Raw genomic sequence first — 26649 nt, 5'->3', positions numbered from 1 at the left:
ATAAGAAAAAACGAACATTCAGGATGTATCTGTAATTCCGCTGTTGCAGTGATTTTCTATGCCAGAAAACAAGTAACAACGTCTGGCAGTTCATTGCAGAAGGCTAAATGCCAGCACTTCGTGCAGTCATTTAACATGTTCAACACATTATGCGCACTAATGTAGGGTCAGATGGAATCCGACGTTTTATGGTTCCAGAACTCACCAATCTTAACGTTATGTTCGTTGCCGGCTTTGGGCCTGTTACCCGTGATACTCAGGACAGCAAAGCATTTTATATCAACGCGTTGGGCCTGCCGCTAAAGTCCATGGATGGCAATGATGATTATCTGCTGACGGATGTAGATGCACTGCATGGTGTTAAGCATTTTGCACTTTGGCCACTGTCCCAGGCGGCGAAATCTTGTTTTGGCACGGCGTTCTGGCCTGATGATATTCCCGTTCCTCAGGCATGGATTGAATTTGAAGTGGCGGATATTGATATTGCTACCAATGCACTGTGCGCTCAGGGATATCATCTGCTCGTTGCAAAACGTACCGAGCCCTGGGGTCAAACCGTGACGCGTCTGCTCAGCCCCGAAGGCTTATTGGCCGGGTGTGACCATTACGCCGTGGCTGCGCGAAAATCGCTGATGTCGTGAACTGAACCTGAAGACATCAGGTTCGTTTTCTGTCTGCTTAGGCGTCAACCCGGAAATGCTTTCTCAGCGCCCTTTTCCCGGCGTCGGTAAAACGAACTTCCCGGTAACCCGGTACTCGTTCAATCCACCCATGTTGGGTAAACGCCTTTAGCAATGCCGCGCCGGCTTCACCACCAAGATGCGGCCGTCGTTCGCTCCAGTCCAGACAGGCGCAGACCGGTTTACGCGATGAGCGCGCGCTGATGACGGCGCCTAACCCGGCGAGTCTGGCAGAGCCGACGACAGACAATGATGCGTTATCCGACGTAAACCAGCCCTCTTCAACCATAAAATCATACAGACTAACGGCAACTTCACCGGCCAGATGATCGTAACAGGTCCGTGCTTTACGCAAATGCACCGGCGTTGTGGGCTTCGTGCGTGGGACAGTCTTCATCGATACTCCCATCAGGGTTTCCAGCAGAGACGCGATTTCGCGTCCGGCCAGCCGATAATAGCGATGTCGCCCCTGAGCCAGGCAGAGAATAAGCTGACCGTTCAGCAGCTTATTCAGATGCGCGCTGGCCGTGGATGGCGCAACCCCGGCAACGGTACTCAGTTCGGTCGCCGTCCACGCTCGCCCATCCATTAACGCACAGAGCATGCTCACGCGTGAAGGATCCGCCATGGCTGCCGCAATGTTGGCCATGGTTTTTTCCAGCTGCGCGCCGTCGTCAAATTCAGGGCAAGAGTTAAGCGATTTCACGGTAATCTAACGCTCCATTTATCGGTCAGCCTGGCGGCCAGAGGATCATCATCGGTCAGCAAAATCAGCCTGTTATCATGATCGCTGTACTGCACCAGGATCGTGATGCCCGCGTCGGCCAGCACGCGCGCTATCTCACCTAGCCCACCGGGCCGCTCCTGCTTCAGGCGACGAATTAATGGCCGGGTTACGCAGATAACCGTCATGCCGGCATCAACGAGCACTTGTCTGGCCCGTTCACCTTCGGCGACCAGAAAATGGGCATGTGCAATTTCTCCTGCGGCAAACACGCCACCGCCTTCCAGCCCTACGCCGTGCAGGCCCAGCGTCGTACCTAATCGCGCCAGCTCTCCCGGACGAGATTGAAGAATGACATGGATATCATACATGATGCGAGCCCCCGCGTTCATCAGACGAATATTCACGAATCACCTGTGCGATCCGGATACGGTAGTGGGAAAAGATCGTCCGTTTCCCCTCCTCCTGGGCCATCTGATGCAGAGCATTTCGCTTCCATTCGAGCACCGAAGCCTCACTTTCCCACCAGGAAAGTGACAAGATAGTCCCTTCACGACTGAGACTTTTAAATCGTTCAATGGCGATAAATCCCGGAATATGCGCCAGTGCGGCATTCAATTCCGCGGCGAGCACCAGGTAGCGGGCCTGATGGTCAGCAGCGGCCTGCGCTTCAAACAGTACGGCAATCATAGCAACCCCCTTGCGTTGTGAGGTGCTCACTGTAGCGTCGGGTTCGACCCTTATGCTTCGATAGATAACGAAATATGCCTAAAGCCAGAAATGCACGAATTATCTTGAATTTGCACGAAATCGCCGTATATGATGCATTTTCTAACCTGGAGAAATCATCGTGCAGCAAAAAACCGCAAAAATACGCATTATCAAGATCGATACGCTCTCTGACAATTGGTATGTACTCAAGAAATATACGTTTGCCCTACAGCGACAAAACGGTGAATGGCAGCAGCAAGACCGTGAAGTTTACGATCGCGGTAACGGTGCGACGATCCTGCTCTATAACCGTGAGCGCCGCACCGTTATTCTTACTCGGCAGTTCCGTTTTCCGACCTTCGTCAATGGCTATCCGGGCTATCTGATCGAGAGCGCCGCTGGGCTACTGGATAATATGGATGCCGAAAGCCGTATCAAAGCCGAAGCCGAAGAAGAAACCGGGTTCCGTCTTACCAACGTGCAAAAGGTCTTTGAGGCCTTTATGAGCCCCGGCTCCGTCACGGAAAAACTGCATTTCTTTGTTGCTGAATATGCCGACCAGAATAAGGTCAGCGCCGGAGGCGGCATTGAAGCAGAAGGCGAAGATATTGAAGTGCTAGAGATGCGTTTTGACGATGCGCTGGCCGCTATCGATAACGGTGATATTATCGATGGCAAAACGATTATGCTGCTGTACCACCTTGCGGTAAAAGGTCTGCTTTAAGCGCGCGGCTGCTGGATTTGCGCCAGCAGCCCTTCCAGCCACTGCGCAAACACCCTGACTTTGTGTGATAAATGCCGATGCGGATAAAGCAGCGAAAGCCTGCGCGCCGGACATGGATTATCGGACAGCACTTCCACTAACTGACCGCTGTCTATGTACGGCTGTAAGAAGAAGTTCATTCCCTGAAGCAGGCCAAGCCCGGCAAGCCCTGCCGAAATATAGACCTCGGAATTATCGAGGATCAGCTTGCCCGGTAGATATATTTCCTCCACGCCCTTCTCCGTCTGGAAGCGCCACGGCACCACTTCTCGGCTGTTGTTGACAAACCAGTTAACGCCCTGATGGTGGCGCAACGACTCAAGCGACGTCGGCGTGCCGTACCGCGCAAGATAATCCGGGCTGGCGCAGGTGGTCATGTTGATGTTGCCAAGCGGCCGGGCCACGTAGTCGCCGTCGTCAAGCTCGCCCATGCGCAATACGCAGTCGAGGCCGTCGCGCAGCATATCGCGACGCATGTCGCTACTGCTGAGTACGATCTCCAGATCCGGATGCGCGTCATAGAACGCCCGCAGATGCGGCACCACCACCAGGCGGGCAAATGCGATTGGCATATCTACGCGCAGCTGGCCGTGCAGCGGGCGATCCGGGGAAAAGGACTCCAGCAGATCGTCTGCCTGAGACAGCAGCGGTTTACTGCGACGATAAAATTCTTCACCTTCCGGCGTCAGATAAATACGTCGCGTGGTGCGCTGTAGCAGCCGTACGCCGCTGCCCTGCTCGAGCTGCTGCACCGCTTTGGTCACCGCCGGGCGGTGTATTTGCAGGTTTTCCGCCGCCTGGGTGAAGCTGCCTGAATCGACAATTTCGATAAAAATCTTAATATTTTCAAAAAGATTCATCTGCATGATGCACGTTTCCCGGCAATCGAAGAATTATTGTTATTTATTTAATAACAGTGAAGAACTTTTTTCACTATTTTTCTAAACAATGAACCTCTCTACACTGCCCGCATCCCAGCAAATTCGCGCTGTAATGAGGAAATAGCATCATGAAAACGAATCGTATCACTCAGATCCTCGGCATCGAAAAACCCGTTGTCCAGGGCCCGCTTTCCTGGCTGACCGATGCCCGTTTCGTTGCCGCCGTTAGCAACGCCGGCGGCCTGGGCGTGTTAGGCCCAAACGCTGGCCTGACGGCAGAAACGGCGGTGTCGACGCCTGAAGAAACGGCAGAAAAAATGCGCGAAGAAATTCGTAAAACCAAGGCGTTAACGGAAAAACCGTTTGCCGTTAACCTGATTCCATCAGCAGAAAACGACATCTGGACCCCCGGTATTCTGCGAGTGATGAAGGAAGAGGCGGTAAAAGCCGTGGTTTATACCGGCTACGGTGAAGGCGCCATTATTCCTGCGTTGTTTGAGGAATTAAAAGCCGCAGGTATTGCCATTATCTACCGTGATATCAACCCAACGCCGGCGAATAGCCGTGAGGCAGAACGTGCGGGGGCGGATATCATTGTGGCCACAGGCTTTGATGAAGGCGGTACTCTGCCGGGCACTGCGCTGGGCACATTCTCCGTCGTTCCGATGATTGTCGACGCCGTGAAGCACGTGCCGGTCCTCGCCGCGGGAGGGATTGTGGATAAACGCACGGCCAAAGCCGCCCATGCGCTTGGCGCGGAAGGCGTGTTCGCCGGGTCGGTGTTTATCAGCACGCTAGAAAACCGCGTACCGCTGTCGGTGAAAGAAAAAATCGTCGCCGCCAACGGTCTGGACCTTAGCCTGTTCCGCACCCTGCCCGACTACTACCGTTCGCTGCCGGGGAAACTGACCGAGAAACTGGTGGCCATGGATAAAGCCGGTGCCACGAAGGAAGACATCGGCAGCGCAATGGGCGGTTTGCGCGGACTGCGTCTCGGGATGCTGGAAGGCAACACTGACGAAGGCTATATCTCATTAGGTACGGGGATTGGCGGCATTAAGCGGATTGTCAGCGTTGCCGACGTTGTTGAACAACTCTCGGTTTAGCCCTTCCAGAGAGGGGTGACTAAAAGGGCAGCCTTCGGCTGCCCTTTTCATCAGGCAAAGCGGAGATAAACCTGCTCGCCGTCGATCTGTACCGGGTAAATAGCCACACCTTCAGTTAACGGGCTGCACATTGCCTTACCGGTTTTAATGCAGAATCGGCCCTGATGCAGCGGGCACTCAATTTCACCGTCTTCAAGAAAACCGTCGCTCAAGCGCGCATTGCCGTGAGAACACTGATTATCGCTGGCAAAAACGCCCTCATCGGTACGGTAAAGCGCGATATCGCGACCGTTAATCGCGATGCCAATTACATCGTCTTCCGGCAGATCGGCCAGCTCGGCGGCAAAAATCCAGTTATCAGACATATCATCACCTCAAATAGGATAGATCAGCGAGTTAGGTACCAGTTCGCTATCGAAAATGCACAGGCGGCTGGCAAAGCGCAGCCCTTCCGCCGTTCGAACCACCGTATCGAGGTAGTAGCCCACGTTGAAGACCTCGCTGTGGCCATCCGGCTTGGTACGGAAGACGGCATAGTGGGTCCGCGCTACGATCCCTTGTTCATCGACCGAGATCACATGCGGTAACCCCACCACGTGGCGCTGGTAGTAAGGGTCATGAAAAAGCGTTTCGGCAACGCCGTAAATACGGTCTTTCAGCATACCTTTGCTTTCAAGATTGATGGTGCAAAGCGGCAGCTGGCGGTCGTAGTTCTCCCGCGGGATCACCTTATAGCAGCAGTCTTCGGTAAATAGCGTCGTCCACTTTGCCCACTCAGCGCGATCAACGGCGTCGCTGTACTCGGTTTGCAGCGCCACAAGCTGTTGCCAGATTTCATTGTTAATCATCATGTTAAATCTCCAGTACGCCGCGCCAGTAATGGTACATCCCGCGAATCAGGCTCTCCGAGACCATATGATCGCTATTTTCATAGCCGGTGCCGTTCATCTCGGCAAGGGTGCGTCGATGGTCATTGTGATGGAACCCCTGCTGAGAAAACTCCACGACTTCGCCGTCGTCAGCCGACACGAAACCGGCCGGGCCGAACAGATTGGCCTGTTTCAGACGACGTTGGGTCATCTCCTCGTCATCGTCAGCAAAACCAAAGTGAGTCCAGACAAAATCGAAGGCGTTTGGCCCGCGCGGCTGAATATGGCGTACCGACATCGAATTGACGTTTTGCTGAATAACCAGGCTCGGAAATAGCGTCATCATGACCACCGTCGGGCCGTTCCACCAGGGTTCCTCCACCACATCAAGGAAGCTGGCATCGTTCAGCTGCATTTGCTCTTTAAAGCTGCTAACTCCTTGTGTCACCGCGCTTTTACCGCCATTTCCTTTCCGGCTAATCATCGCCGCATGGCGGTATTTATCGTCCATAATCAGCTGTGAACGATTATCGGCACGCCACAGGCCAAACGTCACAAACCAGGTGTGCAGCAGGCCCGCGTGGTACGGATCTTTAATGTTTTCCTGCATCAGCTTCCAGTTACCTGGAATGCGTTGGCGGTTATAGCCCAGCAGCTTGAGCTGACGACCGCTAAACACGCGCTCAAAATATGCCAGGATATCCGGGCCCAGATACTGCTCAAGCGGCTCGACGTCGGGCGAGAAAGAGGCAAACACGACGCCATTGTGGCAAGCGACGTTCAGCTTTTTCAGCCCGTGTTCCGCAGGGTTAAAGTCCTTGGGCATTCCACCGTTGACTTTGCCGTCCTGCTTCACGCCGCGACGGAAAGGCACGCCCTGAAGGTTACCGTTGAGGTCGTAATTCCACTGATGATACGGGCAGACAAAATCGCTGCGGTTGCCCGATTTTTCACGGCAGAAGCGCATTCCACGGTGCGCGCAGACGTTTTCAACCACATTAATTTCCCCCTGTTGATTACGTACCGCGATCACCGAACGTTCGCCGATGACGCTGCGCACAAAATCACCAGGCTCTGGGATCTCGGCTTCCAGCGCCACATAGCACCAGTGTTTTCCGTAGAAAATCTTGTCGAGCTCGCGCTGGTAAATATCGTCGCGGGTATAGGCCCAGTAAGGAATACGGCTGGTCCCATCGTCTGGCCAGAGTAAATTGCTATTGGGTTCAGAGGTGAAGTTCATAGTGACTCCTTTTAGTTATCTATCCGGGTAACGACATTACGGTTGGTAATAAAACGCATCGGCGTGAATATCTTCGGCGCGGGCACCTAGCGCACGAGCCTGCAGGGTCATGGCTTCAACCATCGCCGGTGGCCCTGCCGGGTAAACCTTCCAGCCCTTCAGCGTCGGCAGATCCTGCGCAACCGCGGCGGGCAGACGCCCGGTGCGTATGGTTTCGGTTGGTGTCTCCTGGCTTAGCACTATCTGATAGCGGAAATGAGGGTATGCATTGGCCAGCGCCTCCAGCTGTTCGGTACCGTACAAATCGGCAGCCCAGCGGCAACCGTAATAGAGGTGAATGGGATTCTTCATCCCGGCGGCCAACGCCGAGCGAATAATCGACAGCTGTGGCGCCAGACCGGTTCCTCCGGCAACGCAAAGGATTGGCCCGGGATGTTTTTGTCGCAGCCAGCTGGCGCCCAAAGGGCCGTTCAGCTTAATCATGGTACCCGGCATTAGCGTTTGACTCAGCCCTGGCGTCACCCGGCCATCTGCAACAATGCGAATATGAAACTCCAGCTCATCGTCCTGCGGGCTGCCGGCCATGGAGTAGCTGCGCTGGCCGCCCCCGGGAAAGGTCAGCCTGACGAACTGCCCGGCAGACCAGCTAAAGGCTTTGGCCGGTTTCAGACGCAGCCGCCATACGTCATGGCACAGGGGCGAAAATTCGCTCACCGTTGTTTTTAACGTCCGTGCCGGGTGCACCACAATTTCATCGGTCGGCGGCAGCGCAATAGCACAATCTGAATGTAACGTCGTACAGCAGGCCAATACTTCGCCGGCAGCCATTTCCGGAGCGTCCTCCGGCAGCGTTTGCTCAACGTTGCCGCGCAGTACGGTACAACGGCAGGTCTGGCAGCGCCCGGCCATACAGCTGTAGGAAATAGCAATTAGATGTTCACGTAACACATCCAGCAGGTTACTGCCCGGCGTCACGGTGACCTGCCGGTTGACCGTAGTGAAGTCCACATGCATCACAGTTCCTTCCCTTAAATGTTGTTATTTTGTTAATGAAGCGTATAAAAAAACATCTCAGTGAGATATGCCGTGTGGTTTATCGCGGTTATTAATCGGATTGATAACGATATCTATGTCACGTTTACACGAAGTGGATCTCAACCTGCTGGTGCTCTTTCGCCATATGTACACTGAACGTCATACCGGGCGCGTGGCGGAGATTATGGGGCTGACTCAGCCATCCGTTAGCCATGCGCTAAAACGTTTACGCGTCATGCTGGACGATGAATTATTTGAAAAAGCGTCGCGCGGTATGCGCCCTACGCCCTATGCCGAGGCCATTGCCGGTGATGTGGATGATGTTCTGAGCGCGCTGGAAAAGACGCTGAGCTATCGCAATACCTTCACGCCGTGGGAGAGCCAGCGCGAGTTTCGCGTGGCGATGACCGACCTGGGTGAAATTTACCTGCTGCCCAGGTTAATGAATCTGCTGAGTAAAGAGGCGCCGGGAGTCCGTATCACCACCGTGCGCGACACCGCGGTGCCGCTGAAAATAGAGATGGAAAACGGTGGCGTAGATCTGGCGATCGGCCTATTGCCGCAGCTGGAAGCTGGGTTTTATCAGCGCCGGTTGTTCGACCAACGCTATGTCTGCCTGATGCGTAAAGATCATCCTCTAAGCGCCGTCCCGTTCGATGAGGCGGCGTTTCGAGCAGCCCAGCACATTAAAGTGATGGCCCAGGATTCAGGGCATAAGCGGATCTTCGAACTTTTCGCCAAAGCGGGAATCAGCGATCAAAGCCTGCTGTGCGTACCGCATTTTATGGCGATCCCCTACATCCTGAGCGAAACCGACTTTATTGTTACGGTGACCGAGAAGCTGGCGCTGCAAACGGCGCAGCGCTTCGGGTTGGCCATTCGCCCGCTGCCTTACGCGCTCCCCGGCATCCAGATTAACCTGTTCTGGCACAGCCACGTACACCAGGACGCCGCTAACATTTGGCTGCGCCGCTGCTTTATGCGCCTGTTTACAGAATAGTCGCGACTAGGTGACAACGTCACTTATTGAGGCATTCAGGAACCAACATAATCATTTTTAGCGCCCGATTACTGGACAACTGCCAGCTCAGTTGGCGATAAGTCACATCGCCCTGTCCGGTGTGGTGAAATATCCGTTCTCCCCCTTCTCGCACAATAACCTGCTGTTGCGCCCAGAATTCGCGAAAATCGCGGCTGTTGTCGGTCATCTGTTGTACAAACGCGTTCAGGGCGCTGTCGTTAGGATAATGAATAGCGTCGGCGCGCAGCTCGGCGACGATTCGCCGTGCGCGTGCCTCCCAGTTATCCACCAGGGTACGCGCCAGCGGGTTATGAAACATAAACATCATCATATTAGGCGCGGGATCGGTATCCAGCCAGCCGCTAAACAGCGCCTGTGCCCCGCTATTCCAGGACAATACCTGCCAGGTGAGATCTAATAAGTAACACGGCGCAGCAACCTGATGAACGGTTGATAAGATGGTTTGCTCTACCGCCGGTACCTGTTCACTTAGCGGATCGCTTTTGTGCGCGAGCAGGAAAAGATATTCACGCTCTGCGGAATTGAGCTGAAGGGCGTTCGCAATGCCTGAAAGCGTCTGTGCCGAAACGGTCACGTCGCGCCCTTGCTCAAGCCAGGTATACCAGGTGGTGCTGATGCCGCTCATTTGCGCCACCTCTTCACGACGTAACCCTTGGGTCCTTCGACGAGAAAGGATGGGAATACCTAATCGTTCCGGGGACGTATTCTCGCGCTTAACGCGCAAGAAAGCGCCCAATGCTTGTGGCCCTGTCAGCCCGCTTTTGTCCATGGTAGTGACTCGATATACCAGTATAAGTAGCAATATTGTACCCGTATTAATCCGGGCGTATAGTCCATTTTAACAACAACATAACAATGAGGAAGTCGGGTATGAGCAATCATCATGAAGCATTAGTTAAAGCACAGTTTGGCGGTCAGGCTGCTGCCTATTTGCAAAGCAACGTCCATGCGCAGGGCGCGGATTTACGCCGCCTGGCAGAATGGTTAGCCAATGCCGGCGACGCCAATCTGCTGGATGTAGGCTGCGGCGCCGGGCACGCGAGCTTCACCGCCGCCCCTTTGGTTGCGCAGGTGACCGCCTACGATCTGTCTGATGGCATGCTGGCAGTCGTCGCCCAGGAAGCGGAAACGCGCGGCTTGCACAATATCGTCTGTGCCCAAGGGCCTGCTGAAGCCCTGCCGTTTGCCGATCGGCATTTTGATATCGTCATCAGCCGCTATTCCGCCCACCACTGGCACGATATGCAGGCGGCATTGATGGAAATTCGCCGCGTTCTGAAGCCTGGCGGCCGTTTTATCATGATGGATATCGCATCACCGGGAAAAGCGATTCTCGACATCTGGCTGCAGACGATTGAAATGCTGCGCGATCCTTCGCACATTCGTAACTATTCGCAGGGAGAATGGCTGGCCATGGTCAATAGTCGGGGCCTGATGGTCGAAAGACTGGTGGGCGATACGCTGCGCCTGGAGTTTTCGTCCTGGGTGGCGCGAATGAAAACGCCCGACAATATTGTGGAAGCAATCCGCTATCTGCAAAGCCGGGTTTCTCAGGAGGTGCACGCGCATTTTGCCATTGAGGATGACGGCAGCTTCACTACAGATACCATTATGTTTGAGGCGCGATAAGAGAGTTTGCTAGCGTTCTCATTGATGATGGAATATTGTGACGGTGTCACATAAAAACAACGGGCCCTGCAGGCCCGTGAATAACCTAGCCTTCCGGCATTGCTGATGAATGGTGGCTGGAGATTTTCCAGTCGCTACCATCCCATGCGTAGGTAAACGTGTAACGGGCTGAAACCTGCGTTTTGTCGGCAAAAGTAAAGGTATATGTTCCCGTATCAATGGCTTTATTGCAGCCCAGGCGAATAGTACGAGTATCAATCTTGCCGACGGGTTTCTTTGCCAGGAAATGCTCAAAGTAATCCACTCGCTCGGCATCCGTCAGGCGAACCTGATTCGATACGGTAGGTAATAAAACGGCATCGCTAAGATAGCCTTCGGCCACCTTTTTAGCATCCCCGGTTTTCAGGGAGTCATTCCAGCGGTCAAATAATCCTTCAATCTGTGCTTTGTCGACTTTCACACAATCAGATGCGGGCGCGGTTGAAGCCAATGCGGACCCAGATATAAGAAGCAGTGAACCAAGGGCATAAGTTATTTTCTTCATACTATTCCTTTGTTTTAATGTGGAAATTATGAATTGAAAATACATTTGATTTCACCGCGAAACAATCATAAAACAATATAGTTACAGTGGTTTACATATATTGAATTTTAGATTCTTTGAACGCCTATACGTAGTCTGATTGCTGAAGTTATCACCACCCCCCCGCTTTTTTGTGCCCTTTCCCTCAATTTGTCACCATCATGTTAAAGCTTGCTCTATAATCTGGCCCGCCGCTGGTGTGGAGTGAAAATTACGGAGTGAAGTCAGATGTTACCAGGTAAGAAAAATCGTTCCCTGTATATCCCCTATGCAGGACCGGTTCTGTTGGAATTTCCGCTGCTCAATAAAGGCAGCGCGTTCAGTATGGAAGAACGCAGCAATTTTAACCTGTTAGGGCTACTGCCTGAAGTGGTTGAAAGCATTGAGGAGCAGGCCGAGCGTGCCTGGATCCAATATCAGGGTTTCAAAACTGAAATCGACAAGCATATCTACCTGCGCAACATTCAGGACACCAACGAAACGCTCTTTTATCGTCTGGTCGAAAATCATCTCGACGAGATGATGCCCGTCATCTACACCCCTACCGTAGGCGCGGCCTGTGAACGTTTCTCTGAGATCTATCGTCGCTCCCGCGGCGTGTTCATCTCCTACCAGAACCGTCACAACATGGACGATATTCTGCAAAACGTCCCGAACCACAACATTAAAGTGATCGTGGTGACCGACGGTGAACGCATCCTTGGCCTGGGTGACCAGGGGATTGGCGGCATGGGGATTCCAATCGGCAAACTGTCCCTGTACACCGCCTGCGGCGGTATCAGCCCGGCATACACCCTGCCTGTCGTGCTGGATGTGGGGACCAACAACCAACAGTTGCTGAATGACCCGCTGTATATGGGCTGCCGTAACCCGCGCATCAGCGACGATGAATACTATCAGTTCGTTGACGACTTTATTCAGGCCGTTAAACAACGCTGGCCAAACGTGCTGCTGCAGTTTGAAGATTTTGCGCAAAAAAATGCGATGCCGCTACTCAACCGCTATCGCGATGAGATCTGCTGCTTTAATGATGATATTCAGGGCACTGCGGCAGTCACCGTCGGTACGCTGATTGCTGCAAGCCGCGCCGCCGGTAGCCAGCTTAACGAACAAAAAATTGTCTTCCTCGGTGCCGGTTCCGCCGGTTGCGGCATTGCAGAGCAGATTATTTCGCAGATGCAGCGCGAAGGGTTGAGCGAAGAACAGGCGCGTAGCCGCGTCTTTATGGTTGACCGTTTTGGTCTGTTGACGGACCAGATGCCAAACCTGCTGGCGTTCCAGAGTAAGCTGGTACAAAAACAGGAAAAAATTCAGGACTGGCAGCACGACAATGAGCAGATCTCGTTGCTTGACGTCGTGCGCAACGTGAAGCCGAATATTCTGATCGGCGTGTCTGGCCAGACCGGGCTGTTTACGGAAGAAATTATCCGTGAAATGCACAAACACTGCCCGCGCCCGATCGTAATGCCGCTGTCTAACCCAACCTCACGCGTTGAAGCCACGCCGCAGGATATCATCAGCTGGACCGATGGTCAGGCGCTGGTTGCCACCGGTAGCCCGTTTGCGCCGGTAACCTGGAAAGATACCGTATACCCTATTGCGCAGTGCAATAACTCCTATATTTTCCCGGGCATAGGTTTAGGCGTGATCGCCTCTGGCGCCTCACGCATTACCGACGAGATGCTGATGTCGGCAAGCGAAACGCTGGCCAAGCACTCGCCGCTTGCCACCCAGGGCGAAGGACTAGTGCTGCCAGAGCTGAAGGACATTCATAAGGTGTCTCGCGCAATTGCATTTGCGGTCGGTAAAATGGCTCAGCAACAGGGCGTGGCGACCAACACGTCTGCCGATGCGCTGCAGGAAGCGATCGATGAGAACTTCTGGCTGCCGGAGTATCGCAGCTATCGTCGTACCTCAATTTAATCTCCTCTCTCATCCCGGCTGAGCATAGTGACGCCGGGATTTTCCCTTTTTGCTGTTTGACGTGTTCACTAAGCACGATGCTGATGTGCCATTCATTGAGAAGTAATAATATGTATGTTGTAACTAATGCTTTTTAAGTGGCATAAAACGCATGCTGCGGCTAGACTGCTTTTACCGTTCAATCTAACAACATCAAAAGGAGGTTAATTATGCTGTACTGTGAAATTTTCAATGTTTCACATACATTTGGTGATCGTACCTGCTCAAGCGTTATCGGTATCGTGCTGCGATAACTTCTGCTTGAGCGAAGACACCAACTCTTAATCCCTTCCCTCGGGCTTACCAGGTTATCGTCAGCGATGTTTGACGAGGCATTTTCATGCCTGTAACACTTGAGTAAGCAAATGAGCACTTTACTAACTGCACAATCTCTTCACGTTGAGACGGCATTCGGCCCGCTTTTCGACGCACTCACCTTCACCCTGAAGAAAGGCGACCGCATCGGTCTGATTGGCTATAACGGCTGCGGGAAAAGTACCTTATTACAGGTGCTTGACGGCTCAGTATCGCCCACTTCCGGTAGCGTATCACTCGCCGCCAGCTGCCTGATGGCGCGCGTGGAACAGCATCTTCCCGACGCGCTGCTCTCGCAGTCGTTGATTCAGGCCGTGCTGGCGCAATTACCTGTTGCCGCGCGCGAAAGCGAGCGCTGGCAGGCGGAGCGTTTGCTGATTGAGATGGGATTCACCGTCACCGAAATTGACCAGCCTGCGGCAACCCTAAGCGGCGGACAGCACACGCGTCTTTTGCTGGCGCGCGCACTGATTCGCCAGCCGGATTTACTGCTGTTGGATGAACCCGGTAACCATCTCGATCTCCCCACGCTGCTGTGGCTCGAAACGTTCCTGAACGGCTGGAGCGGGAGTTTTATCCTGGTTTCCCACGATAACCCGCTGCTGGATGCGGTAACCAACACCAGTTGGATACTGCGCGATAACACCCTGCACGCCTTCTCTCTGCCCTGTTCCGCCGCCCGCCAGGCGCTGGCAGAACAGGATGAAAGCGATGCGCTGCGCCACAAGGCCGAGCAAAAGGAGATCGACCGGGTTGCCGCCAGTGCCAAACGGCTGGCGATTTGGGGTCGGGTATACGACAACGAAGATCTCTCGCGCAAAGCCAAACAGATGGAGAAACAGGTCACGCGGCTTAAATCGTCACAAACCGAGCTGACTACCGGTACACCCTGGCGGCTTGCGCTGCATGGCGATGCCGTACGTGCGGATCGGCTGCTGGAAATGGATAGCCTCCCCGTTGCGCCAGCCGCGGGGCTGCCGCCGCTGTTTACCACGTCGACAACCCGACTGCAAAGCGGCGATCGGGTCGCCATCATGGGGCGTAACGGCGGCGGTAAATCCTCGTTGTTGCGCCTGCTGTGGCGGCAAATGCAGCAGCAAACGCCCGACGCCGGGCTAAAGCTGCATCCCCGACTGCATCCCGGTTATTACGATCAAACGCTTCAGCAGTTGGCCGATGATGCCACGCTGCTCGACGCGCTGGAATCGTTTGAACCGTCAGCGGAAATCCGCAAGCGCGCGTTAATTTCAGCGGGTTTTGGCTGGGCGCGGCACGGGCAAAAAGTCAGTACGCTCAGCGGCGGTGAGCGTTCTCGCCTGCTGTTTATTGGCCTGTCGCTTGCCCGCTACAGCCTGCTGTTGCTCGATGAACCGACCAACCATCTGGATATCGAAGGGAAAGACGCGCTGGCGCAAACCATTCGCGACTATCCCGGCGGCCTGCTGCTGGTCAGCCACGACCGCCAGCTGATTAGCCAAAGCTGCAACCGCTTCTGGCTGATTGACGAACGCGGGCTGAGCGAATGGCCGGATGCCGACGCGGTGTACGCGCAGATAAGAGACACAGCGAGCCGCCGTTCTCCTCTGCCAACGCCTCCTCCCGCTACCCATGAAGCCCTGAGTGACGATGCGCTGCTGGAACGCTTAATCACCCTTGAGCAACTGTTGGCCGACGATGTTGCCCGTAAACCCAAACATCAGAAGCCGCAGCATCAGGAACAGTGGCGTGAGGAGATCGCAAAAATACACGCGCAATTAGCGTAACCCCATGCCCGACGCCAGCTTGTTTCGGCGTCGGGCATCATTCATCCCGTGCAGGGCACGCCATTTATAAGCCAGACAAAAGTGTTTACCACTGTCTACCGGGTAACCACTCGCTGAATAAAGCAGCAACATCCGACTGTATCAATATGAAAACCCACCAGATTTTTCCCTGTTCGCGCCTTGCGTTTTGCCCATGGATGGCTAATCATTAATGAGTATTATTGTCGATTACAAATTAACCAGGAGTAGGATATGAAGGCTGCTGTCGTCACTCATGACCATCAGGTAAACGTCACCGATAAGAAACTGCGTCCGCTGCAGCACGGTGAAGCGCTGTTATCCATGGAATGCTGTGGGGTCTGTCATACCGATCTGCACGTAAAAAACGGCGATTTCGGCGATAAGACCGGGGTGATCCTCGGCCACGAAGGAATTGGTATTGTGAAAGAAATCGGCCCGGGCGTGACCTCGCTGAAAGTGGGCGATCGTGCCAGCGTTGCCTGGTTCTTTGAAGGCTGTGGCCATTGTGAATACTGTAATTCCGGTAATGAGACGCTGTGTCGCTCGGTGAAAAACGCTGGCTATACCGTCGATGGCGGTATGGCTGAAGAGTGCATCGTCACCGCAGACTATTCGGTAAAAGTACCGGACGGCCTGGGCTCTGCCGAGGCCAGCAGCATCACCTGCGCGGGTGTCACCACCTATAAAGCGGTCAAAGTTTCGCACATCAAACCGGGCCAGTGGATTGCTATCTACGGCCTGGGCGGCCTGGGTAACCTGGCGCTGCAGTACGCGAAAAACGTCTTTAATGCCAAAGTGATCGCACTGGACGTTAACGACGAACAGCTGAAGCTGGCGGCAGAAATGGGCGCTGACCTGACCATCAACTCACGCAGCGAAGACGCCGCGAAAATTGTGCAGGAAAAAACCGGCGGTGCGCACGCAGCCGTGGTTACCGCCGTCGCCAAAGCGGCGTTTAACTCCGCGGTTGATGCCGTTCGCGCCGGTGGCCGCGTAGTCGCCGTTGGCCTGCCGCCGGAAGCCATGAGCCTGGATATTCCGCGCCTGGTGCTGGACGGTATTGAAGTGGTAGGTTCCCTGGTCGGCACACGTCAGGATCTGACCGAAGCCTTCCAGTTTGCCGCCGAAGGTAAAGTGGTACCGAAAGTAGCGCTGCGTCCGTTAAACGACATCAACGCTATTTTCAAAGAAATGGAGCAAGGCCAGATTCGCGGCCGTATGGTCATCGATTTACGCCATTAATGCTTAGTGCCTCTCCCCGCCGGGGAGAGGCTTATTGCTTAGCCACCAGCCGCTAACGCCTGACGCTGTTGATAGCGGGCGTAAATCAGTAAAGAAGACATGGCCAGGAACGATAGCGCCGCCGCCGGCAACGCCACGCTGTTCCAGCCGAAATTAAGCGTAATCATCAGCCCGCCGAAGAACGCGCCAATCGCGCTGCCGAGATTAAACGCAATCTGTCCCCCTGCCGCCCCCAACATCTCCCCGCCTTTCGCATTTTGTAGCAGCAGAATTTGCAGCGGCGCAGACAGCGCAAACAGCCCCGCACAGCAGACAAACGCCAGTATCAGCGATGCGACCGGGAAACCACCCAGTGCGAAGATCAACAGCAGCGCAACCACGATAATAAAATCCGTCGTTGCCGCAATGCGTAGCGGGCTGAAGCGACCAGACAGCTTACCGCTGAGGATATTCCCCAGCACCATCCCGAGCCCCACCAGCATCATAATGAACATCATCGCCCCTTCGGTAAAACCCGAAACGTTCATCATAAATGGCTTGATATAGCTAAACCACGCAAAGACCCCGGCATTGCCGAACATCGTCGCGGCAAAAATAAGCCACGGCGCAGGGCTTTTGAGGAAATGGAATTGTTCGCGCAGGCGGGCATCCGATTTATCAAATAAGGTCGGCACCCAGGCCATTATCGCCAGCAGTACCGCAACGTCAAACAAGGCAATGGCCAGAAATGTATAGCGCCAGCTAAACTGATGCCCCAACCAGGTCCCCGCGGGCACCCCCACCAGGTTCGCCACCGTCATCCCGGCAATCATGCCCGCCACCGCGGCCGTTACCCGCCCCCGGGGGGCAATTTTCGACAGAATAATCGCCCCGACGCCAAAGAACGCGCCGTGCGGAAATCCCGACACCAGCCGCCCGAACGCCAGCATAACGTAGCTAGAGGAGACGGTAAAAATGATGTTACCGAGAATACACAGCGCCGCCAGCAGCAGCATGATGGATTTCAGGGAAAACCGCGTTGAGAACAGCGCAATAATCGGCGCACCGATCACCACGCCAAAGGCATACCACGAGATCATATTCCCCGCTGCCGGGATCGAGATCCCGACATCGTGCGCCAGCTCGGGCAGCACGCCCATAATGCCAAATTCAGCCATCCCCAGGCCAAAAGTGCCAAGCGCCAGCGCGAAAATTGTCTTTTTCATCCCTCTAATCACTTGTTTATGTTGAGTTTGCTGGATGGCATTATCAGGCATAGGACAGACGCAAACCAGATAAAAAGGCATAACGATGGATTTATCCATAAATACAGCGTGAATGGTGCGACGATCGCTAAAATGTCGATAAATGTAACGCCATACGCTTTTCTGGAAGCGTTCTTTTAAAGGCATGGCCTTTTAACCCGCTCAGGGGATAAATAAGCTGAATACACGGCACTTCATTTGCAACTTGCCTCTCGCACGAATGTCATCGCAGCGTTTGACGCATTAATCATCAATACCGAATACCGCCTATAAAAAAAGCGGCTTAATATTTCCTATTGAGGAAACACTAAACCGCTCTTCACCTGACGAAAAGAAGCTACTTCATCCCTTCCATACTCTCTTTCTTCGCCTCTTCCCGCTCGACGTCACGATACCAGCGCGGATGGTGCTTCTGCGCCCAGCGACGGCTGACTTTACCTTCAATCATGCCTTTAATCGATCCTTTGACCCAGAATGCCATATACATATGGATAAGGATCGCGTGGATCAGAATAATGGCCGAGGTCGCATGAATCAACAGCGCATAACGGATAACCTGAATCGGGAAATAAGGGGCAAAGTACGGTCGCCAGATAATCACCCCGGTCACCAGCAGCACGAAAATCATGCTCATGATGGTCCAGAACATCATCTTTTGCCCGGCGTTATATTTACCGACGCGCGCGACTTTATGCTCGTTGCCCTTCAGTACTTCTACAATCCCCCGCACCCACGGAATATCCTGCTTATCCGGAATGTTATGGTGTACGAAACGCGCGAACATAAACATCAGCACCACGAAAATCAGCACGCCAAAAAACGGGTGCAGAATACGCCCCATTTGCGGCGTCCCGAATGTTTCGGTCAGCCACTGCAGCGTCGGGAAGAAGAACGAAATTCCCGAAACGGCCACCAGGAAGAAACAGATAACCACCGTCCAGTGACAGGCGCGATCGATAAACTTCGTGCGCACAATCATTTTCGACTTACTCATGGCCATCCTCCTCTTCGTCATCGTCAACTTCTTTGTTCGGGCCAATACCGATGTAGTGATAAATCAGCCCGGCAAACGTCGCGATAAAGCCGGCGGCCGACAGCGGCTTCAGCGCGCCCTTCCAGAGGTTGATGCTGGTATCAATCGCCGGATCCTTCGGCAGCTTATGATACAGCTCAGGCTGATCCGCGTGATGCAGCACATACATCACGTGCGTCCCCCCCACACCCTCCGGATTGTAAATACCGGCATGAGGATAGCCGCGTTTTTTAAGCTTATCGACCCGCTCCTGTGCCACGTCCAGCATCTCTTTCTTGGTGCCGAAATGAATCGCACCCGTCGGGCAGGTTTTGACACAGGCCGGTTCTTGCCCCACGCTGACGCGGTCTACGCAGAGGGTGCATTTATACACGCGGTTATCCTCTTTATTGAGGCGCGGAATATTAAATGGACACCCGGCGATGCAGTAGCCGCAGCCGATACAATTATCCTGCTGGAAGTCGACGATACCGTTAGCGTACTGAATAATGGCACCGGCAGACGGACACGCCTTCAGGCAGCCCGGGTCCTCACAGTGCATACAGCCGTCTTTACGAATCAGCCACTCGAGCTTGCCGTTCTGTTCGGTTTCGCTAAAACGCATTACCGTCCAGGACTTGGCGCTCAGGTCCGCTGGGTTGTCGTAAACGCCGACACAGTGCCCCACTTCGTCACGAATATCGTTCCATTCTGAGCAGGCCACCTGGCAGGCTTTACAGCCCACGCAGGAGGAGACATCAATCAGCTTGGCCACTTCTTCCTTATAATCCCGCGCACGTGGCGCGGGGGTAATCGGATTGGTTGCCGAGCGTTTGATAATGTCTTGTGTTTCCATTGCCATCTAAACGCTCCTTACGCTTTCTCGATGTTAACCAGGAACGCCTTGTATTCCGGCGTCTGCGAGTTGGAATCGCCTACGTTTGGCGTCAGGGTGTTGGCGATATAGCCTTTCCGCGCCACGCCTTCATAGCCCCAGTGCAGCGGAATACCGATGGTTTCCACCTGCTGACCGTTAACGTTGAGCGTTTGCAGACGACGCGTCACCACCGCCACGGCGCGAATAAAACCACGCTGGCTGCTGACGGTCACGCGATCGCCATTGGCAATTCCCTTGGCTTTCGCCAGCCCTTCACTGATTTCCACAAACTGTTCCGGCTGCGCGATGGCATTGAGGCGCGCATGCTTGGTCCAGGTATGGAAATGTTCGGTCAGACGATAGGTCGTGCCGACGTACGGGAACTTGTCTTTCTTCCCGAGGCGAACCGCATCCTCTTCGTACAGACGCACGACCGGACTGGAAATCACGTTCGGGTGCAGCGGGTTGGTCCCCAGCGGCGTTTCCATCGGCTCGTAGTGTTCCGGGAACGGTCCTTCCGCCAGCTTATCGATGGCGAACAGGCGACCCAGCCCTTCCGGTTGCATGATGAACGGATTGGTCTTGCTTCCCGGCGGCGCGGTATTAAAGTCCGGGATATCGTTACCCGTCCATTCCGTCCCGTTCCACTGAATCAGCATCCGTTTGGGATCCCACGGTTTCCCGTTAACGTCCGCCGAGGCGCGGTTATACAGCACGCGACGGTTCAGCGGCCAGGCCCATGCCCAACCCAGCGTATTGCCCAGCCCTGACGGGTCAGCGTTATCGCGGTTGGCCATCTGGTTACCCTGTTCGGTCCAGCTCCCGCTATAGATCCAACAAGACGATGCCGTGGTACCGTCATCGCGCAGCAGCGCAAAGCTATTGAGCAGTTGGCCTTTCTTCGCCACCAGTACGCCGTTGGCGTCATACAGGTCAGCCAGCGCATAGCCGTTGTTCTCTTTAGCGACTTCTTCAGACTCCGGACGATCCGGCTGTTTATAGTTCCAGCCCATCTTCAGCAGCGGCTCAACGCCTTTACCGCCTTCGTTGCGATACATCTCGCGCAGACGATGGTAAATACCGGCCAGAATTTCGCCGTCATTACGTGCTTCACCCGGTGCTTCCTGACCTTTCCAGTGCCACTGCAGCCAGCGTCCAGAGTTGGCGATAGAGCCGTCTTCTTCCGCAAAGCAGGTGGACGGCAGGCGGAACACTTCAGTCTGAATCGTCGACGGATCGACATCGTTAGACTCACCGTGGTTTTGCCAGAACGTCGACGTCTCAGTCACCAGCGGATCGATAACCACCATGTACTTCAGCTTGCTTAAGCTGCGCACGACTTTGTTTTTATCCGGGAACGAGGCCACCGGGTTAAAGCCCTGGCAGATGTAGCCGGTGACTTTGCCGTTATCCATCATGTTGAAGTACTTGATAACGTCATAGGCCTGGTCCCATTTCGGCAGCCAGTTAAAGCCCCAGTCGTTCTCTTTCGTCGCCGCATCGCCGTAAAACGCTTTCATCAGGCTGACGTAAAACTTCGGATAATTGCCCCAGTAGTTGACCTGGTCCGGCAGCGTCGCCTTCGGCGTATTCGCCTCCAGATAGGTTTGCAACGAGGTGTGTTTATCCGACGGCAGCGTCAGATAGCCTGGCAGGCTGGTCGACAGCAGGCCTAAGTCGGTTAACCCCTGAATATTTGAGTGACCGCGTAGCGCATTGACGCCGCCGCCGGCCATCCCCATGTTGCCTAACAGCAGCTGAATCATCGCCATAGTACGGATGTTCTGCGCACCCACGGTATGCTGAGTCCAGCCCAGCGCATACAGGAAGGTGGTCGTACGATCGGCCGCGCTGGTAGAGGCCAGCACATCACACACTTTCAGGAAGTCGGCTTTTGGCGTACCGCAGATGTTTTCCACCACATCCGGCGTATAGCGGGAAACGTGCTGTTTGAGCAGGTTCCACACACAGCGCGGGTGGCTGAGCGTTTCATCACGTTTGGCATAGCCGTTTTCGTCGAACTGATAGTTCCAGGACGATTTATCGTACTGGCGTTTTTCGGCGTCGTAGCCGCTGAACAAACCGTCTTCGAACGTGAAATCGTCCCGTACCAGCAGGCTGGCATTGGTATAGTGCTTCACGTATTCGGCGTTGATCTTATTGTTTTCGATCAGGTACAGCAGTACGCCCGACAGGAAGGTAATGTCGGTGCCGGAACGGATCGGCGCGTAGATATCAGCCACCGACGCCGTACGCGTAAAGCGCGGGTCGACGACGATCAGCGTCGCATCGTTGTTGTTCTTCGCTTCCATCGCCCAGCGGAAACCGACCGGGTGGGCTTCTGCGGCGTTACCGCCCATCACCATCACGACGTTAGCGTTTTTGATATCAACCCAGTGGTTGGTCATCGCACCGCGACCAAATGTTGGAGCAAGACTTGCTACCGTTGGTCCGTGTCAGACGCGCGCCTGGTTGTCTACCGCCAGCATGCCGAGGGAGCGCACAAATTTTTGCGTCAGCATGCCGGTTTCATTACTTGCCGCAGATGCACACAGCATCCCGGTAGAAAGCCAGCGGTTTACCGTTACGCCCTGTTCATTCTTCTCAATGAAGTTGGCGTCGCGGTCGGCCTTCATCAGCTTTGCGATACGATCGAAGGCTTCATTCCACGAAATACGCTGCCATTTATCCGAACCCGGCGCGCGGTATTCCGGATAACGCAGGCGGTTTTCACTGTGTACGTAGTCGAGCAGCCCGGCGCCTTTCGGGCATAGCGCGCCGCGGCTAACCGGATGATCCGGGTCACCCTCGATGTGATAAATCGACTCTCGGGCGTTTTTGGCCCCATCGCCCAGGCTGTACATTAACAGCCCACAACCCACGGAGCAGTATGTGCAGGTATTACGAACTTCTTTGGCGCGCAGTAATTTGAAATTACGCGCCTGTGCCAGCGCCATTTTAGGAGCAAACCCTAATGCCGCTGCCGTCGTCCCGGCCATACCGCCCGCGCAGATTTTAAAAAACTTTCTGCGACTGACGTCCATTGTATTCCTCATGATATGGATCTACATTTCGCCGGAAAAACTAACAGCAAAAGACCTGATTTTTTTGCGTCAAATCAATGTCGAAAACGGAGCCCCCCTTAATAGTCAGGGGTCGCAGGTTTTATTAACTCTTTAGGGTTATGGCACTCACAAAAATATCCCAGCGGGCGGCCAAAAGGTGCTATAACCGCAGACTTCGGTTTTAAAAGCATCAGGTTAAATATGGACAAAAAAAGAGCGACGCTCATCGGACTCACCGCGATTGTGTTATGGAGCACCATGGTGGGGTTAATTCGCGGCGTCAGTGAAGGCCTCGGTCCGGTCGGCGGCGCGGCGATGATCTATAGCCTGAGCGGCATCTTACTGGTTTTCACCGTTGGTTTTCCTCAGCTGCGTCAGATACCTGGCCGCTACTTACTGGCCGGCAGCGTGCTGTTCGTTAGCTATGAAATGTGTCTCGCACTGTCGTTAGGCTACGCCGCCAGTCGCCAGCAGGCCATTGAGGTGGGCATGGTGAATTATCTGTGGCCAAGCCTGACGATTTTGTTCGCTATTCTGTTTAACGGCCAGAAAAGCAGCTGGCTGACGATCCCCGGTTTACTCCTCGCGCTGTTTGGCGTCACCTGGGTATTAGGCGGCGAGCGTGGTCTCGATATCGCAGAAATAACGCGCAACGTTATTTCCAGCCCGTTGAGTTATATTCTGGCGTTTGTCGGCGCGTTTATCTGGGCGGCCTACTGCACGGTCACCGCCAAATATGCCAGGGGAAAAAACGGCATCACGCTGTTCGTTTTGCTGACCGCGCTTAGCCTGTGGGTGAAGTTTCTGCTGAGCGAACAACCACCGATGGTATTTAGCTGGCCGGTGATCATTAAGCTGCTGATGTGTGCGCTGTCGTTAGGATTAGCCTATGCGGCGTGGAACGTCGGGATCCTGCACGGTAACGTCAGCTTTCTGGCCGCCGCATCCTATTTTACGCCGGTGCTCTCTTCCGCGTTGGCGGCGGTGTTGCTCAGCGCAACGCTCTCGTGGTCTTTCTGGCAAGGCGCAGGAATGGTCTGCGCCGGTTCCCTGCTCTGCTGGCAGGCCACGCGCCGGCCATAGCCGCTAGTCGCCGTAGAGTTTAATACTCAGTACGTTAGCGATCGCGCTGCCGTTCCAGTGGTATTCCAGATGCTCGGCCTGTAACACCTGCGTGACCAGGCAAGGCCGATACAGCACATAACAGGTATGCCCGGTATGGCGGACGGAACAGTAGTGAATGCCGTCTCTGTTGTGCTTTTTCTGCGTTTGCGCGAACGCCTTTGACTGGCTGTAGTCGGTGGCATGATAGAGCGGCGAAGAGAGAAACGGTTCCTGAGTGATATCCACTAACGTCGCATCAAACTCGGTATACAACACCCGCATCTGCACTTTCTGCGCTGGCTCTCGGGTGTAACCAAAAATACGCTCCTGATGATATACCGTCTCCTTGACGGCGGTATCGAGCAGTGGCGCACAGTAGTAACCGCCAAAATCGCCGGTGCTAAAACGCGCGCCCTCCGGGTTAATATGCGTAAACGCCGCCATGACGTAGCTGCTGCCGTTAAGCCCGACCAGCCAGTCTTCTTTCGGCACCCGCATCAGTTCGCCGGCGGACTCCATCAAGCGTTCGTTGGTCAGCGCTTCAACGGCCCACACCGCCTCAAGCTCATCGCTGCTGGCAACATCCTCAAACAGATCGATAGTCGGATAGCGGCTGGGAATGATGCGGTATGCGGTTGCGCCCTTAAACGCAACCAGCGGAGGTGTGTCAGTGCTCAAGCCATTCCCCCTCTCCAGGCCTGAAGCCGCGAAGCGACTTCATACAGATCGGCCACCCGACCACCGTTCATTACATCCATCGCCGAACGCCCGGCAAAGAAAGGATGCGCATTCGGTTTACGCACCCAGCCATAGATGCTGTCCTCGGCAGAAAACAGGATCCGCAGGCATTTATGGATGTTGAGGATATAGCTCATCCGCTCCTGAATGTCGGCGCTTAAGCGAATGCCGCCTTTGGACTCTTTATATTTGTTCAATGTTGAACGCGAGCTGATACCCAAAAGCCGTAGCTGTTCATCTGTGCTGCAGTGCCATTTTTCCAGAATACGGAACACGACAGGCAGCGCCTTACTGGTATCAACATGACCGTTTACATGGCTTTCTTGTGCTGTGGCCATCGTTCCTCCCGGACATCATTACCGTACATCGCCGTAAAAACAGGCTGTACATTTAATGTCAATTGTAGTGTAAACGTTCAAATATGTACACTGTAAAAAGGCGACGGCTGCACCATCGCCTCACGATCGGGCCGCCTCCGGGGCGTTGGCGAGCCCGCGCCAGATCCCTGCCGCCAGTAGCAACAGGAGCACACCCGCCGTTGCCAGCGCAACGCTATGAGCGCTGATAAAGGCAGTTTGCGCAGCGTCAACCAACGCCTGAGCCGGTATGGCGGGTAGCGACTGCGCCAGCTGCATCGCTTCGCCAATCGACGACGCGGCCCGCACGGCGTTTTCACTTTCCAGCCCCGCAGGCAACACAATCGCGGCGCCGTAACTGCGGGTCAGAATCAGGCCAAACAGCGCAATACCCAGCCCTGCACCCAGCTCATAGGCCATGGTTTCTATCGCCCCGGCCGCTGCCGCTTTTTCTTTAGGCGCAGCGGCCATGATGGCGGAGGTAGACGCCAGCAGCGCGCTGGCGGCGCTAAAGCCCAGCAGCGCCATTAGCCCCCATGCCTGCCAGGGCTGAGTGCTGAAATTGGTGACGGACAGCCCAAGGAAGCTCAGCGCGCTCAGCGTCATACCACCGGTGGCGACCTGGCGTAAACCCAGACGCGACACCAGTACGCCGGCTATTGGCCCGCTGAATCCGCTGGCCACCATGACCGGCAGCATAAACATCCCCGCTTCAAACGGCGTTTTCTGGTGCACAAACTGCAGCTCCTGCGCCATCAGCAATTCGAAGCCCACCAGCGTGACCAGCGCGGTCATGGCCATCACCACGCCGCTTAAGATGATGCGGTGGGTAAACAGCCGCATATCAATCATCGGCCGGGTGGCCGCCAGCTGCTGACGGACAAAGGTATACAGCATGGCGGCCCCCACCACGGCCACCAGCGTGGTCAGCCACACGGCCTGCTGCCCTTTGAGCGCCGATTTGGCGCTGAAGACCAGCATCAGAATGGCGGCAATGAGCATCAGCGCCTGGGTCAGGTTCAGCGGCTGCTCGCGACGCGCAGGCTGACGCGGCACCATGCGCGCGCCGATAATCATCACCACCAGCACGATGGGAACGTTAATCAGGAAGACCGATCCCCAGTAAAAGTGCTCCAGCAGCAGCCCCCCGACCAGCGGGCCAAAGGCCGCACCGCCGGAACCCACCGCCGCCCACAGCCCGAGCGCCATATTCCGGTGTTTAGCTTCAGCAAAGGTACTGCGAATACCGGCAAGCGTTGCGGGTACGATCATCGCAGCGCCAACCGCCAGCATCGCACGCGCGGCAATCAACGCCAGCGCGGTCGATGAAAATGCCGCCGCCAGCGACGCCAGCCCGAACAGCCCGCTACCGAGCAGTAGCAGGCGCTTAAAGCCAATTTTATCGCCGAGCGCGCCCATCGGCAGCACCATCCCGGCCATCACTAATGAGTAGATATCAATGATCCATAGCAGCTCATTGCCGCTGGTACCCAGCGCTCCGCTTAGCGTCGGCGCTGCCACATGCAGCACCGTGGCATCAATTGCCACCGGGATATAGACCAGCAAAATAGCCATCAGCGTTAACCACTGGCGAGACATCGTTTGTTCCTCTCGTTATTTTGAAATTGGACACGCGTCCAGAAAAAGGATCCTGCCGGATTGTTGAACGCGTGTCCAATTTTTTGTT

General features: G+C 54.8%; 25 protein-coding genes and 1 pseudogene. 9 read left to right on the top strand and 17 right to left on the bottom strand.

The window, feature by feature from the left end:
* Positions 1 to 188: 188 nt before the first annotated feature.
* Positions 189 to 633 (top strand): annotated as a pseudogene (locus H7R76_RS11405) (VOC family protein).
* 45 nt (positions 634 to 678) lie between these two features.
* Here the strand turns inward: H7R76_RS11405 and H7R76_RS11400 are convergent.
* From H7R76_RS11400 to H7R76_RS11390, 3 genes are read right to left on the bottom strand one after another with little or no spacing between them, the layout of a single operon-like run.
* On the bottom strand, positions 679 to 1329 hold the full coding sequence (locus tag H7R76_RS11400) for an ArsR/SmtB family transcription factor (RefSeq protein ID WP_182967963.1): 651 nt from the start codon (positions 1327 to 1329) through the stop codon (positions 679 to 681).
* A gap of 53 nt (positions 1330 to 1382) precedes the next feature.
* Positions 1383 to 1775, bottom strand: a complete 393-nt coding sequence (locus H7R76_RS11395) for an amino acid-binding protein (RefSeq protein ID WP_182967821.1) — start codon at positions 1773 to 1775, stop codon at positions 1383 to 1385.
* Positions 1768 to 2094, bottom strand: coding sequence for an antibiotic biosynthesis monooxygenase family protein (locus H7R76_RS11390; RefSeq protein WP_182967819.1), 327 nt, complete (start codon positions 2092 to 2094; stop codon positions 1768 to 1770). The genes H7R76_RS11395 and H7R76_RS11390 overlap by 8 nt, the downstream gene beginning before the upstream one ends.
* A gap of 160 nt (positions 2095 to 2254) precedes the next feature.
* Between H7R76_RS11390 and H7R76_RS11385 the strand changes: the two genes are divergently transcribed.
* Positions 2255 to 2839: an NUDIX hydrolase gene (locus H7R76_RS11385; RefSeq protein ID WP_106927033.1), complete on the top strand. Its 585-nt coding sequence runs from the start codon at positions 2255 to 2257 to the stop codon at positions 2837 to 2839.
* Here H7R76_RS11385 and H7R76_RS11380 read toward each other — a convergent pair.
* Positions 2836 to 3738, bottom strand: a complete 903-nt coding sequence (locus H7R76_RS11380; protein WP_181358001.1) for a LysR family transcriptional regulator — start codon at positions 3736 to 3738, stop codon at positions 2836 to 2838. The genes H7R76_RS11385 and H7R76_RS11380 overlap by 4 nt on opposite strands.
* Before the next feature lie 149 nt (positions 3739 to 3887).
* Here H7R76_RS11380 and H7R76_RS11375 point away from each other — a divergent pair, with 149 nt between their 5' ends.
* The gene (locus H7R76_RS11375) at positions 3888 to 4865 is read left to right on the top strand and encodes an NAD(P)H-dependent flavin oxidoreductase (RefSeq protein WP_182928920.1); all 978 of its coding nucleotides are present in this window, start codon (positions 3888 to 3890) and stop codon (positions 4863 to 4865) included.
* A gap of 50 nt (positions 4866 to 4915) precedes the next feature.
* Here H7R76_RS11375 and H7R76_RS11370 read toward each other — a convergent pair whose 3' ends face one another.
* Genes H7R76_RS11370 through H7R76_RS11355 form a run of 4 tightly spaced genes read right to left on the bottom strand, consistent with a single transcriptional unit; the run spans position 4916 to position 7988 of the window.
* On the bottom strand, positions 4916 to 5230 hold the full coding sequence (locus H7R76_RS11370) for a non-heme iron oxygenase ferredoxin subunit (RefSeq protein WP_106927027.1): 315 nt from the start codon (positions 5228 to 5230) through the stop codon (positions 4916 to 4918).
* Between the two features lie 9 nt (positions 5231 to 5239).
* Positions 5240 to 5716, bottom strand: a complete 477-nt coding sequence (locus H7R76_RS11365) for an aromatic-ring-hydroxylating dioxygenase subunit beta (RefSeq protein ID WP_223878933.1) — start codon at positions 5714 to 5716, stop codon at positions 5240 to 5242.
* A 1-nt stretch (position 5717) separates the two neighbouring features.
* Positions 5718 to 6974, bottom strand: coding sequence for an aromatic ring-hydroxylating dioxygenase subunit alpha (locus H7R76_RS11360; protein WP_106927025.1), 1257 nt, complete (start codon positions 6972 to 6974; stop codon positions 5718 to 5720).
* A gap of 36 nt (positions 6975 to 7010) precedes the next feature.
* Complete coding sequence (locus H7R76_RS11355) at positions 7011 to 7988, bottom strand: 2Fe-2S iron-sulfur cluster-binding protein (RefSeq protein ID WP_182967961.1); 978 nt, start codon at positions 7986 to 7988, stop codon at positions 7011 to 7013.
* Positions 7989 to 8103: 115 nt separating this feature from the next.
* On the opposite strand from H7R76_RS11355, the gene H7R76_RS11350 reads away from it, so the two are divergent.
* Positions 8104 to 9009: a LysR family transcriptional regulator gene (locus tag H7R76_RS11350; protein WP_106927021.1), complete on the top strand. Its 906-nt coding sequence runs from the start codon at positions 8104 to 8106 to the stop codon at positions 9007 to 9009.
* A gap of 19 nt (positions 9010 to 9028) precedes the next feature.
* On the opposite strand, the gene H7R76_RS11345 is transcribed toward H7R76_RS11350, so the two are convergent.
* Positions 9029 to 9820 carry a helix-turn-helix transcriptional regulator gene (locus tag H7R76_RS11345; protein WP_182967817.1) on the bottom strand — a complete coding sequence of 264 codons (792 nt, stop codon included), beginning with the start codon at positions 9818 to 9820 and terminating at the stop codon, positions 9029 to 9031.
* A 101-nt stretch (positions 9821 to 9921) separates the two neighbouring features.
* On the opposite strand from H7R76_RS11345, the gene H7R76_RS11340 reads away from it, so the two are divergent.
* Complete coding sequence (locus H7R76_RS11340) at positions 9922 to 10680, top strand: class I SAM-dependent methyltransferase (protein ID WP_182967815.1); 759 nt, start codon at positions 9922 to 9924, stop codon at positions 10678 to 10680.
* A gap of 85 nt (positions 10681 to 10765) precedes the next feature.
* On the opposite strand, the gene H7R76_RS11335 is transcribed toward H7R76_RS11340, so the two are convergent.
* The gene (locus tag H7R76_RS11335) at positions 10766 to 11224 is read right to left on the bottom strand and encodes an SgcJ/EcaC family oxidoreductase (RefSeq protein ID WP_106927015.1); all 459 of its coding nucleotides are present in this window, start codon (positions 11222 to 11224) and stop codon (positions 10766 to 10768) included.
* 267 nt (positions 11225 to 11491) lie between these two features.
* Here H7R76_RS11335 and H7R76_RS11330 point away from each other — a divergent pair, with 267 nt between their 5' ends.
* From H7R76_RS11330 to adhP, 3 genes are all read left to right on the top strand, one after another.
* Positions 11492 to 13186, top strand: a complete 1695-nt coding sequence (locus H7R76_RS11330; protein ID WP_182928917.1) for an NAD-dependent malic enzyme — start codon at positions 11492 to 11494, stop codon at positions 13184 to 13186.
* A 404-nt stretch (positions 13187 to 13590) separates the two neighbouring features.
* Positions 13591 to 15303, top strand: coding sequence for an ABC-F family ATP-binding cassette domain-containing protein (locus H7R76_RS11325; RefSeq protein WP_182967813.1), 1713 nt, complete (start codon positions 13591 to 13593; stop codon positions 15301 to 15303).
* 252 nt (positions 15304 to 15555) lie between these two features.
* The gene (adhP, locus tag H7R76_RS11320) at positions 15556 to 16566 is read left to right on the top strand and encodes an alcohol dehydrogenase AdhP (protein WP_106927009.1); all 1011 of its coding nucleotides are present in this window, start codon (positions 15556 to 15558) and stop codon (positions 16564 to 16566) included.
* A 38-nt stretch (positions 16567 to 16604) separates the two neighbouring features.
* Here the strand turns inward: adhP and araJ are convergent, their stop codons facing one another.
* The 4 genes from araJ to fdnG all read right to left on the bottom strand — a co-directional run bounded on the left by araJ (position 16605) and on the right by fdnG (position 22743).
* The gene (gene araJ, locus H7R76_RS11315) at positions 16605 to 17771 is read right to left on the bottom strand and encodes an MFS transporter AraJ (RefSeq protein ID WP_182967811.1); all 1167 of its coding nucleotides are present in this window, start codon (positions 17769 to 17771) and stop codon (positions 16605 to 16607) included.
* A gap of 376 nt (positions 17772 to 18147) precedes the next feature.
* The gene (fdnI, locus tag H7R76_RS11310; RefSeq protein ID WP_182967809.1) at positions 18148 to 18804 is read right to left on the bottom strand and encodes a formate dehydrogenase-N subunit gamma; all 657 of its coding nucleotides are present in this window, start codon (positions 18802 to 18804) and stop codon (positions 18148 to 18150) included.
* Positions 18797 to 19684 (bottom strand): formate dehydrogenase subunit beta, encoded by an 888-nt coding sequence (gene fdxH, locus H7R76_RS11305; RefSeq protein ID WP_106927005.1) that lies wholly within the window; start codon positions 19682 to 19684, stop codon positions 18797 to 18799. Before fdxH ends, fdnI begins: the two co-directional genes overlap by 8 nt.
* Positions 19685 to 19695: 11 nt before the next feature.
* Positions 19696 to 22743: a formate dehydrogenase-N subunit alpha gene (fdnG, locus tag H7R76_RS11300; protein WP_182967807.1), complete on the bottom strand. Its 3048-nt coding sequence runs from the start codon at positions 22741 to 22743 to the stop codon at positions 19696 to 19698.
* Positions 22744 to 22965: 222 nt separating this feature from the next.
* Here fdnG and yddG point away from each other — a divergent pair, with 222 nt between their 5' ends.
* Positions 22966 to 23847 (top strand): aromatic amino acid DMT transporter YddG, encoded by an 882-nt coding sequence (yddG, locus tag H7R76_RS11295; RefSeq protein WP_106926999.1) that lies wholly within the window; start codon positions 22966 to 22968, stop codon positions 23845 to 23847.
* Positions 23848 to 23850: 3 nt separating this feature from the next.
* On the opposite strand, the gene H7R76_RS11290 is transcribed toward yddG, so the two are convergent.
* From H7R76_RS11290 to H7R76_RS11280, 3 genes are all read right to left on the bottom strand, one after another.
* Complete coding sequence (locus H7R76_RS11290) at positions 23851 to 24546, bottom strand: RES family NAD+ phosphorylase (protein WP_106926997.1); 696 nt, start codon at positions 24544 to 24546, stop codon at positions 23851 to 23853.
* Positions 24543 to 24944, bottom strand: coding sequence for an MbcA/ParS/Xre antitoxin family protein (locus tag H7R76_RS11285; RefSeq protein WP_106926995.1), 402 nt, complete (start codon positions 24942 to 24944; stop codon positions 24543 to 24545). Before H7R76_RS11285 ends, H7R76_RS11290 begins: the two co-directional genes overlap by 4 nt.
* 120 nt (positions 24945 to 25064) lie before the next feature.
* Positions 25065 to 26561, bottom strand: coding sequence for an MFS transporter (locus H7R76_RS11280; protein WP_182967805.1), 1497 nt, complete (start codon positions 26559 to 26561; stop codon positions 25065 to 25067).
* Between the last annotated feature and the right edge of the window lie 88 nt (positions 26562 to 26649).

Origin of the sequence: Klebsiella sp. WP8-S18-ESBL-06 (assembly GCF_014169755.1) — a bacterium.
Classification (GTDB): Bacteria; Pseudomonadota; Gammaproteobacteria; order Enterobacterales; family Enterobacteriaceae; genus Kluyvera; species Kluyvera ascorbata_B.
The sequence above is the reverse complement of the archived record's forward strand: the minus strand, read 5'-3'. Positions and strand labels throughout refer to the sequence as shown.